Source organism: Gloeomargarita sp. SRBZ-1_bins_9, from assembly GCA_039794565.1.
Lineage (GTDB): Bacteria > Cyanobacteriota > Cyanobacteriia > Gloeomargaritales > Gloeomargaritaceae > Gloeomargarita.
On record JAUQVX010000003.1, the window covers coordinates 41415 to 52895 of the forward strand.

The following is an 11481-nucleotide window of genomic DNA, read 5'->3' on the forward strand; positions in this document are numbered from 1 at the left end:
TAGGCGCGTGTCCATGCAGCAGCCGGGTTTAGTGTCCAAGGGGTTACGGGTTTTGTTGAGTTGGGAACCCTATCCCTATCAGGTGCCGCCCGTACGACTAGCGGAACATCAAGTTACGGTCTGTACGAAATACACCGCCAATTCTCCTAAATTTGTTTCCCAGGTAGAAATTCACGGGGAGACACCAGCCGGTGAACCGTATGACCTATATGAATTTGTCCGCGAAGAGATGGGGTGTGAAGATGATTTTGACCTGGTGGTTGTCAATGTCTCGGGGATTAAATTGAACCTGCCTTACAACGTCAGGAAATTCGGTTGCCCGACGGTGGCGATCGTTGTAGATACGCACCATGGCTTTCGCAGTCCTATCGGGGAGCTTTTGGAGTACTTAACTCTGGAGCCTTATGACTATTTGGTTTTCCCTTACTGCCGACACCACATGCATTGGTTTTATGCCTGTGGTTTTGATAACTTGGGGTGGCTACCGCTAATAACCATGACAACTTACTCCCATGAGTTTGTCGAGCAGCGGCAGAATAAGGCAGTTTTCATTTGTGGTGATACCCAGTTTCATCCCCAGCGACATCGGGTGATTGAGTCTCTGATACACTCATCATTGCCTGTTGAGATTGCCACCCTAGACCGAGGGAAGTCGGCGATAGCTTATGCCCACGCCCTGATCGCCTTGAATTGCAGTTTGAATGGTGATATTTCTCTACGTAATTTAGAGATTGTCTCCAGCGGCGGTTTCCTGTTGACAGATAGCCTATCTCCCCAGTCGGGTTTCACCCATCTACTCACACCGGGTCAAGAGTGTGATACCTATACTTCGCGTCCAGAGTTACTGGAAAAGATTGCATACTACCTGGAGCACCCCAACGAAGCAATCGCTATGGCTAGACGTGCTTACCAAAAGTTTTATCAGCAACTGCATCCCACCTATCGAGTTAATGAGCTATGGGAATGGGTGCTCACAGGGGATACATCAAGCCCGTTTTTGAAAAACCATGACTCCCGGATGACCATTAGTAGACAACATGCCGAACTGCTAGAAACACGGGTAGCAATCTATGAGCAGCTCCAAGAGGTACATAGGTTGCGGGAGCATGTCTCCATTCTAATTGACGAAGGTTGCCCGTTGATTGTAGCAATGGACTTGGTTGATTTGCCAAGGGCAAAAGTTTACGTCCGCTCCAGGGACCAAAGCCAACGGCAGCTTGTCGAAGAATTGGGGCTGAGTCACCAGATCCATTGGCTCGATGAGGCCGATACTCAGCATGGTCAGATATGGGATGTTTATATTTGCCAGCCTTCATCTCCTGCGGTCCGCTCGCGCTTTGTCATCGAACTGGATGAACGTCATCAAATGGCTTACTCTGGTCTGGCTGGACTGAACAAAGTGGTTCAACTAAAACTAACATCTAAATCGGGCGCGAGCTACTCCATTACATACATTGATGAAAGTGGTTGCCAACGAGTTATCCATGAAGTTCTAGATGACTCGTGCTACCCAACTCAAGATTTTGCTGTTAAAGATGTGCATGTAATTGTTGATATTGGAGCCAACATTGGCATAGCTGCGGCCTACTTTAGGGTCAACTACCCGGAAGCGGAAATTTATTGCTTTGAACCCGATCCCTTTGCCTTTCTTCTGCTCCAAGAGAATGCCCGAAAGTTACGAAAATGCCATGCCTTTCCGTTCGGTCTGTATTCCAGTGATGTAACCAGTCACTTCTATCTGGGGGAAAGTTCGGTGCACAGTTCCGTGCATCCAAATCCCTTGGCCAAGCGGGTGACCACAGTTGAGCTAAAGGAAGCGAGTAAATTCTTGCGGGAAAATGGCATTACGCCTGTGGATATTCTCAAAATAGATACGGAAGGGTGCGAGGTGGATATTCTGAGAAATCTCTCCCTACTCGACCTGGGGGTTAAGGTCATCTACCTGGAATTCCATTCGGAGTCAGACCGCCGGGTCATCGACCAGCTCTTGTCGCCCCACTACATCCTGTGGCAAGGGTCCATCAAGGGGGGACATCGGGGTAACTTGTGTTACATTCGCCGGGAGTTGTGCCCTGTGGTCCCGGGATTGCAACCCCTATAAAGCCCATTACACTGGAAAGGGATGTTGCTCCCGGGGGACCAGCCCGATGCCGAACCGTTTGCTCCATGCCCAGAGCCTGTATTTGCGCAAACACGGCCATAACCCCATTGACTGGTGGCCCTGGAGTGAAGAAGCGATTGCCACAGCCCGGCGGGAAAATAAGCCTATTTTTCTGTCCATTGGCTATTCCAGTTGCCACTGGTGTACGGTCATGGAGGGGGAAGCGTTTTCTGACCCGGCGGTGGCCGCCTACCTGAACCAGTATTTTTTGCCGATTAAGGTGGACCGGGAGGAGCGCCCCGACCTTGACCATATCTATATCCAGGCGGTGCAGCTCATGATTGGGCAGGCGGGCTGGCCCCTGAATGTGTTTTTGGACCCCTACGATTTGGCACCGTTTTACGGGGGAACCTACTTTCCTCTGCACCCCCGCTTTGGCCGGCCGGGGTTTTTGCAGGTGTTGCAGGCGGTGCGCCAATACTACGACCAGCACCCAGACCAGGTGCAACAGGTAAAGTCTCAAATCCTGGAGTATTTGCAATCGCCGAATCAATTGCAGGGGGTGGCTGTGCCGGATAAAAGCACCTTGGAAAGCGGCTATCGCAAAATCACCAGCATTCTCAACTACGAAGGGCCGGGGAATTCGTTTCCCATGATTCCCTACGCCCAGGGGGTGTTGTGGGCTAGTCGCTGGGGCGGTCCTTTGACTGCGGACCATCCGGCGGTGCGGCGGGGGATGAACCTGGTATTGGGGGGAATTTTTGACCACGTGGCGGGGGGGTGGCATCGCTATACGGTAGACCCCACCTGGACGGTGCCCCACTTTGAAAAGATGCTTTATGACAACGGGTTGATCCTGGAATATCTCAGCCACCTGTGGAGTGCGGGTTGGCAAGATGCAGCGCTGCGGCGGGCAGTAACCCAAACGGTGGCTTGGTTGGAGCGGGAGATGCGCTCGCCGGCGGGCTATTTCTATGCGGCCCAGGATGCGGATAGCTTTGTGCGTCCGCAGGAGGGGGAACCCCAGGAAGGGGCGTTCTACGTGTGGTCGTATCAGGAGTTGACCGAGCTGTTGACGGCGGAAGAATTGTCTGCTTTGCAGGCTGCCTTTGCCATTGAACCCCGGGGCAATTTTGAGGGAAAAATTGTGCTGCAACGATTGCAGGGGGGTGACCTAGCGCCGGTGGTGGAGGCAGCCCTGGGCAAGTTGTTTGTCCGGCGCTATGGGGCGTCTCCGGAAGCCTGTCGGGCCTTTCCCCCGGCAGTGGATGCCCACCACGCCAAAACCATCCCCTGGCCAGGTCGGATTCCCCCGGTCACGGACACGAAAATGATCGTCGCCTGGAATAGTTTGGTGATTTCGGGGCTGGCGCGGGCGGCGGTGGTGTTCCAGGAGCGGCATTACGCAGACTTAGCCATCCAATGTGCAGAGTTTATTTGCCGGCACCAGTGGGTGGGGGGGCAGTTCTATCGCTTGAATTACGACGGTCAGGTGGCGGTGGCGGCCCAGGCGGAGGACTATGCCCTGTGGATCAAAGCCCTATTGGATGTGCACCAAATGGTGGTGAGTTTGTTTGGGGGGCAGGGGGCGGATGGGTGGTTGGCGCTGGCGCAGACGTTTCAGGGGGCGTTTGAGGCAGGCTATGCCAGTGAGATGGGGGGCTACTATGCTACGGCTAGTGGGGATGTGTTGGTGCGGGAGCGGCCCTGCGAAGATAACGCCATTCCGTCGGCCAATGGGGTGGCGTTGACCAATCTGGTGCGTTTGGCGCTGCTGACGGGGGACTTGACCTACCTGGAGCGGGCGGAACGGGGGTTGCAGGCCTTTGGCCAACTCCTGCAAACGGCACCCCAAAGTTGTCCCAGTTTGCTGGTGGCGCTGGACGCGTTTCTACACCCGCTGGTGGTAAAGGGGCCGACGGAGGTTTTGGCGGCGATGGGTCCGCGCTTTTTCCCAACGACGGTGCTGCAACCGGCTACGGACCTGCCGGGGGTGGCGCTGGTGTGTCAAGGGCTGACCTGCCGTGAGCCGGCTACGTCCCTAGATATGGCTCTGCAACAACTGGCCCGCTACCAACTCTAGGCATGGGGTTGCCCCTAACCTTGGTATAACTAGAAAACGACCGATTGGTGGGGGCTGACCCATGAGTACGGTGACGTTGGCACAGTTGGCGCAGGGGATTGCCCGTAGTCAGGAATATCTGTTGTCCCTGCAATATCCGGAGGGGTACTGGTGGGCCACGCTGGAGTCCAACGTTACCATGACGGCGGAGTTGGTGCTGCTGTATGCCATCTGGGAACGGCTGGAACGGCTGCCGCTGACCAAAATCAAAACGTACCTGCTCAACCAGCAGCGGGAACATGGCGGTTGGGAGCTGTATTACGGGGATGGGGGGGATTTGAATTGCACGATTGAGGCCTACATGGCGTTGCGGTTGCTGGGCTGCCAACCGGCGGAACCGGCGTTGCAACGGGCCAGAGCTTTCGTTTTGCGCCAGGGGGGGGTGACCCGTAGCCGGGTTTTTACCAAGCTGAATTTGGCCCTGATCGGTTGTTACCCATGGCAGGGGTTGCCGTCGTTGCCCCCCTGGTTGATGCTCTTGCCCCCTTGGGGTCCCTTTAGCATCTACGACATGTCCAGTTGGGCCAGGAGTAGTACGGTTCCCTTGTTCATCGTCTTTGACCATAAGCCGGTGTATCCCCAGGGGTTGACGTTGGAGGAGCTATATGCAGAACCGCCCCAGGCTCGCCGCTACGAATTGCCCCAAAAGGGAGATTGGTCCGATGTGTTTGTCTGGTTGGATGCGGGGCTGAAGTGGGCCGAAAGTTTGGGACTGGTGCCGTTTCGCCAAGAGGGTCTGGCGGCGGCAGAAAAGTGGATTTTGCAACGCCAAGAAGAAACGGGGGACTGGGGGGGCATTCAACCGGCTATGGTCAATTCCCTGTTGGCGTTGCGCTGCTTGGGTTATTCCCCGGATGAGCCGGCGGTGGTGCGGGGCTTCCGGGCGGTGGAAAAGTTCTGCGTCGAAAGCGACACGGAGTATTGGATGCAGCCCTGCGTGTCGCCGGTGTGGGATACGGCGCTGACGGTGCGGGCGCTAGTGGATAGCGGGTTGCCACCGGACCATCCAGCGCTGGTGCAGGCGGGCCAATGGCTGTTGCATAAACAAATTCTCCATACCTACGGGGACTGGTCGGTAAAAAATCCCTGGGCGCGACCGGGGGGCTGGGCCTTCGAGTTTGACAATCGCTATTACCCGGATGTGGACGATACGGCGGTGGTAGTCATGGCCCTGAGTCAAATTCGCCTGCCTAACGAGGCGGAAAAGCAGCAGGCCATCCGGCGGGCGGTGGACTGGATTGTGTCCATGCAGGGGCGCAACGGGGCTTGGGGGGCCTTTGATAAGGACAATGACCAGGACTGGTTGAATTTCATTCCCTACGGGGATTTGCAGGCGATGATTGACCCGGGGACGGCGGATGTGACGGCGCGGGTGTTGGAAATGGCCCGCTATCCGGGGGTGCCGCCTTTGCCGCCGCTAGTCAAGCAACGGGCGCTGGATTACCTGTTGCGGGTGCAGGAGCCGACGGGCAGTTGGTTTGGCCGCTGGGGCGTCAATTACATCTACGGCACCAGTGGGGTTTTGGCTGCTTTGCAGGACGAACCGCAAGCGCTACAGGCACGGGAACGGGCGGTGACCTGGTTGCTGGCGCACCAAAATCCCGACGGGGGGTGGGGGGAAACCTGTCGCAGCTACGATGACCCAGCGCTCCAGGGCCAGGGGGATAGTACGGCCTCCCAAACCGCCTGGGCATTGTTGGGCTTGTTAGCGGCCGGACAAGCCACCCAGCCGGCAGTAAGGCGGGGAATAGAATACCTCCTGACCCAACAACAGGCCAATGGCGCTTGGCAGGAGCAATGGTTTACTGGCACCGGTTTTCCCCGCCATTTCTACCTGCGCTATAACTTGTACTATCAGCACTTCCCGCTCATGGCCCTGGGGCGCTACCGGCAGCAGGTGGAGCAGGACTAGGCCAACCCCGGTTTTTCCGCTATACTTGGCGCTAATGGTATGGTGTGTGTAGTGGTGGAAAGGAGTTGAGCGGATGGATCTGCGCCGGGGTGCTTTGGAATTACTCAAAGAAACAAGCCGCACGTTTTTTATTCCCATCAGTGGCTTGCCTGCGGGTTTGCAAGAAGCGGTGATGTCCGCCTATCTCTGTATGCGGGCCATTGACGAAATCGAAGACCACCCGGATTTGGATAATGAAACAAAAGTGAAATTGCTGCGCTCGGTGAGTTTGACCCTCGAGGCGGCGACGGATACCTTTGCGGTGAATGATTTATCCCTGGCGCTGGCGGTGCACCAAACCCCCTTGCCGGAGGTGACGGTGCGGATCGGGGAATGGGCTTTGCTGGCTCCCCCAACGATTGCGCCCCGGATTTGGGATGCCACGGCAGCGATGGCGGACCGTATGGCCTATTGGGCGTCCTGTAACTGGCGGATTCAAACGGAGGCGGACCTAGACCGCTATACCTTTGGCGTGGCGGGGGCGGTGGGCTTGCTGCTGTCGGATTTGTGGGCCTGGTATGATGGTACGCAGACGAATCGTTCCCTGGCGATTGGCTTTGGGCGGGGTTTGCAGGCGGTGAATATCCTGCGTAACCGCGAGGAGGACCAACGACGGGGCGTCAACTTTTTCCCGGATGGTTGGGGCAAAGCGGAAATGGATGCCTATGCCCGCCGGAATCTCGCCCTGGCAGAGGCCTATAATGCAGCCCTACCTCCCGGACCGGCTCTGGATTTCTGTAAAATTCCCCTGGCGCTGGCCCACGCCACTTTGGAGGCCCTGCAACAAGGCCACGCCAAACTTACCCGTAGTGCGGTCATGGCCGTTGTTGCCCAGGTGACCGGTCGCAGCCGTTAGATAGGTTTATGTAAAAATTTATGTAAAAATCAGTGGGGACAACTGCCCTGTTCCTTGGTGCAAGGTTGGACCCGGGGGTGGTGGTTTGTGCGGGGGGAATCCTTGGGGTTCCATCAAGAGGCAATCGCCGAAAAGACTTGCCCAAAAATATTGGATGCGAGGGACGGCCAACCCATCTGCCTGTTGGTCAAATCCCCCAATCAAAAAAGCGAGCTGCCGAATAAACCTGATCCAACCAGGTCGTACTGGCAACAACCAAATGGCCAGTCTCTGGGAGGGAGTCTGTACTTATCAGATAGTGCATTGTTACCGTAGGTAACTTGTCAATCTTGCAGTCTCTAGTTATGGTGCATCTATGTTTGCTCATTCCTTCCCCTTTAGCCAAAGCAATGCCAACTAGGGAAGCCTTATTAACTTGCGTTAGGCCCAGGCAAGATTGATGATGGTCTGCCAATCAGCCAGCTTTAAACCTGCTGGTAAATCATTAGCCAAGCATACTGTTTTTAACTCGGTAAATTCAGACTCAGTGGGATTTAATCATCATGGTGATTAAATTGGCCTACTTTACTGGTTGCGGTAATAGAGATCGGGGTTGCTGGCATTATCGCCAATCCACGTGGTCAACTCATGCTCAAGAAAGCACTACAGAACGCCCTCGTAGAGTTCGCCCAAAGAAATTTCTAGGTTCACATTTGGATTCATAGGTGGTAAGTAACCACTGGTGGGGTGCGCCGATAGTGATCCACACTTACCCAATACTGGTCAATCCGCACGTACTCCTGCAGGGTGTCCCTTGTGCGATGCCAGGCAAACTTTCCCCCCAGTCGTAGGCGCTGGTGGCAGAGAATTCACAACCTTGTCCTGCCGGACCTCCTGAAGTTCATCCCCTCAGGAACCCGCAGGGTTGGCCTCACAAGTGGCTCCGTGCCAGAGGGTAAAAAGCGCCACAAATCTGGTTATGATTGGGGGTTCCATCGGTCATCTCAACAATTTTCCCATCCCGATATTCCTGGCGAACCCCTGACGCTAAAACGCAGGCACGTTGGGAAAGTGTTGAGTGGCCCAGGCCCGTTCGCCACAGGTGCGAGGGGTGGGAAAGACTTTACTGGGATTGGCCAGGCCGTCGGGGTCAAAGGCGCGGCGCAGGCGTTGCATGGTTTCTAAATCGGCGGGGGAGAACAACTCGCTCATGTAGCAGCGTTTTTCCGCCCCGATGCCGTGCTCCCCGGAAATGCTCCCCCCCGCCTGGACACAGAGTTTGAGAATTTCGCCCCCTAGGCGTTCCACCTGAGCCAGCGCCCCCGGCACCGTACCGTCGTAGAGAATTAAAGGGTGCAGATTGCCATCCCCAGCGTGAAACACATTGGCAATGCGATAGCCCGACTCCCGGCTTAGGCGCTCGATTTCCTGCAATATCCAGGGCAGACGACTGCGGGGCACCACCCCATCCTGCACGTAGTAGTTGCGACTGATTTTGCCCATGGCGGCAAAGGCTGCTTTACGTCCTTTCCACAGCCGCTCCCGTTCCTGGGGGTCCTTAGCCACCTGGAGTTGGCGCGCCCCCTGCTCCCGGCAAATCCGTTGCACTTGGGCCATGGCCTCCGCCACCTCCGCCGGCAACCCGTCCAATTCCACCAGCAAAATGGCGCCCGCATCCCGGGGATAACATCCCGTCGCCACCACCTGCTCCACCGCGTTGATGCTCAGGTTGTCCATGATTTCCATCCCACCGGGGATGATGCCGGCAGCAATGATGGCCGAGACCGCCGCACCCGCCTGGGCCACGGTGGCAAAGTCGGCACACAGCACCTGCACACAGGGCGGCGTTTTCAGAATGTTCAGGGTGATTTCCGTAACGATGCCCAGGGTGCCCTCCGAACCCACCACCACCCCCGTCAAGTCATAACCCGGTGTTTCCGGCACCCAGCCCCCCAGGTCCACTACCTCCCCCAGGGCCGTCACCAGCTTGAGACCCAGCACATGGTTGGTGGTCACCCCGTATTTCAGGCAGTGGACGCCCCCGGAATTTTCCGCCACATTGCCCCCCACCGAACACACCATTTGACTCGACGGGTCCGGCGCGTAGTAAAAGCCCCAGGGACTCACCGCCTGCGTCACCCAATGGTTGATCACCCCCGGTTGCACCACCACCCGCCGGTTGGGAATATCCACCTGCAATACCTGGCGCATCAGGGCCGTGACGATCAACAGGGCGTTGTCCTCCGGCAGGGCGCCCCCCGACAGGCCCGTACCTGCTCCCCGGGGCACAAACGGCACCCCATAGCGGCGACAAAGCTGCAGGACGGCCTGGACTTCCTCCGTCGTTTTGGGCAGGACGGCCAAGGGGGGACGCTGACGATAGGCCATCAACCCATCGCACTCATAGACCAACAATTCCTCCCGGCGACGCACCACCCGGCGCGGTTCTAGTACCCGGGTCAATTCCTCCGCCAGATGGTTCCAGTCAATCGTCACGGCACCCCGGTCAGGTCGAAGTTGGCGGGGTCATAGAGAAAGCGCACCGCGTCCTCCTCCAGGCGATGTACCAACCAGGGTTCCAATTCGCTGCCATGTCGCAGGGCCGCCACGTAGCCGTCTAAATACAACCGCAGTTCGTCCAGCGAATAACCCTGCCGCCGCAGTTCCACCAGGGTATCCGTCAGCTTCTGGTAGTAGCGAATGGCCCGCGCATCCTGCAACATGGCCGCCCCCCTTGTGACCACAGCCCTATTGTACTGAATCGAACAGGGTCGCTCCCAGCCAGCCGACACCCAACCGCCGCTGCTCCGCCGTTGGCCGGGTCAGGGGTTGAAGCCGGTACCGCTCCGGTTGGGGGTCCTGGAGTGTCAACGTACACTGGTGCAACTCCTCCCGGCGCAGGTACGTGATCGTCACCGTTTCGCCCGGCCGCCAGGACTGCCACCAGTCTCCCCCGGTTTCCCCGCGCACTTGCTGGTTATTGACGGCCACCAGTTCATCACCCGGGTCCAGGCCAGCCCACCAGGCCGGAGAATGTTTGAGCACGTATTTGACCCTGGTGCGCCCCGTCTCCAGGACCAACCCGCTATAGGGGACTTGGCCGGGCACCGCCTGGAGTTCCAGCCCAAAAGCCGCCAAGGTCTCGGCCAGGGGTAAAGGAGCCGTGCCCTCGATAGCCTCCCGCCAACAATCCCCCAAATCCTCACCCGCCACTGCCTGGATGACCTGGAAAAGTTGCTCCGGCGTAAAGCCTTGACCCGTCTGGCCGAATTCCCGCCACATTTTTCGCATCACGTCGTCAAAGGAACGCCGGTTATCGTGGCGCCAGCGAATGCGCAAATCCAACAGCAACGTCACCAACGCCCCCTTCAGGTAGTAGGAAACCTGGCTGTTGATGCTGTTGGCCTCCCGGCGGTAGTACTTGATCCAGGCGTCAAAGCTGGCCTCCGCAAGCGATTGCGTCTCCCGCCCCGGTGTTTGGAAATAACGGGTGATCTCTTCACTCAGCAGCTCCAAAAACCGTTTGGCGTCGTACAGGCCCGCGCGCCAGGGCATCACCAGGTCGTAATAGCTGGTTGTCCCCTCGCAAAACCACAGGGACGTGGTGTAGTTTTCCCGGTCGTAGTCCAAGGGGATGAACTCCGCCGGCTGGATGCGCTTGCCATTCCACAGGTGGAAAAATTCGTGGGCCACCAGGTTCAAAAAGCGTTGGTAACCCTCCGGGCGGGTCAACTGGCGGCGGCTGTAGAGCAAAGAGCAGCAATTTTTATGCTCCAGGCCCCCATAGCCCTGCAGCGGCAGATGCAACAAAAACAGGTATCGGTCATAGGGCAATCCCCCAAACAGTTCCGCTTCGGCCTCGATAATACGCGTGATGTCTTGGAGCACACGGGGCGCCTCCACCGGCAGTGGCCCCCATACCGCCAATTCGTGGGGAATCCCCCGCACGGTAAAAGGGTAAATCGCCTGACGTCCGGCCTCGATGGGACTATCCACCAAAGCGTCGTAGTTGGGGGCGCGGAAATGCCCCGGACCTAAAGCGGGCAAAACCGTACTGATGCGCCAATCCGGGTGCGGCAACGCCAGGACAACCTCATGGGGAACATCCCGCGCCGCCGGCACAGACAAAAACGTCGCCGCCCCGTTGAGATAGAGATGGGTGGCATCCACATGGTTGGTGCGCACCGATAAATCGTTGGCGTATAGGTCGTAATACACCCGGATCGGGTCAAGGCCCTGGGTCTGGATTTGCCAGCGGTTTTTGCTCACCTTGCGCCAGGGTAACCCCCCAGCCACCCGAAAATTCTCCAGATGTTTGGCGTACTCCCGCACCAGGTAGGACCCCGGCGTCCACACCGGCAGGCTCAGCTCCAAGATATCCTGCTGCCAACCCCTCACCGTCAGCTCGATATGCACATAGTGGGTAGCCGGATGGGGCGCCGTGATGTGATAACGGATGGCCAGTGTCATAA

Annotated in this window: 7 protein-coding genes; 4 read left to right on the forward strand and 3 right to left on the reverse strand. The window is 57.4% G+C overall.

The window, feature by feature from the left end:
• The first annotated feature begins 13 nt into the window (after nt 1-13).
• The 4 genes from Q6L55_04480 (at nt 14) to Q6L55_04495 (ending at nt 7030) form a co-directional block, all read left to right on the forward strand.
• Entirely contained in the window at nt 14-2101 is a 2088-nt protein-coding gene (locus Q6L55_04480) for an FkbM family methyltransferase (protein ID MEN9257975.1), read from the forward strand.
• A 46-nt stretch (nt 2102-2147) separates the two neighbouring features.
• Nucleotides 2148-4184: a thioredoxin domain-containing protein gene (locus Q6L55_04485; protein ID MEN9257976.1), complete on the forward strand. Its 2037-nt coding sequence runs from the start codon at nt 2148-2150 to the stop codon at nt 4182-4184.
• Nucleotides 4185-4245: 61 nt separating this feature from the next.
• Complete coding sequence (gene shc / locus Q6L55_04490; GenBank protein MEN9257977.1) at nt 4246-6135, forward strand: squalene--hopene cyclase; 1890 nt, start codon at nt 4246-4248, stop codon at nt 6133-6135.
• A gap of 73 nt (nt 6136-6208) precedes the next feature.
• The gene (locus tag Q6L55_04495) at nt 6209-7030 is read left to right on the forward strand and encodes a phytoene/squalene synthase family protein (protein MEN9257978.1); all 822 of its coding nucleotides are present in this window, start codon (nt 6209-6211) and stop codon (nt 7028-7030) included.
• Between the two features lie 1026 nt (nt 7031-8056).
• On the opposite strand, the gene Q6L55_04500 is transcribed toward Q6L55_04495, so the two are convergent.
• The 3 genes from Q6L55_04500 to Q6L55_04510 are packed head-to-tail and all read right to left on the reverse strand — an operon-like array spanning nt 8057 to nt 11479.
• Nucleotides 8057-9505, reverse strand: coding sequence for an FAD-linked oxidase C-terminal domain-containing protein (locus Q6L55_04500; protein MEN9257979.1), 1449 nt, complete (start codon nt 9503-9505; stop codon nt 8057-8059).
• Entirely contained in the window at nt 9502-9732 is a 231-nt protein-coding gene (locus tag Q6L55_04505; GenBank protein ID MEN9257980.1) for a hypothetical protein, read from the reverse strand. The genes Q6L55_04500 and Q6L55_04505 overlap by 4 nt, the downstream gene beginning before the upstream one ends.
• Nucleotides 9733-9757: 25 nt before the next feature.
• Complete coding sequence (locus Q6L55_04510; protein ID MEN9257981.1) at nt 9758-11479, reverse strand: PDZ domain-containing protein; 1722 nt, start codon at nt 11477-11479, stop codon at nt 9758-9760.
• Nucleotides 11480-11481 lie beyond the last annotated feature (2 nt).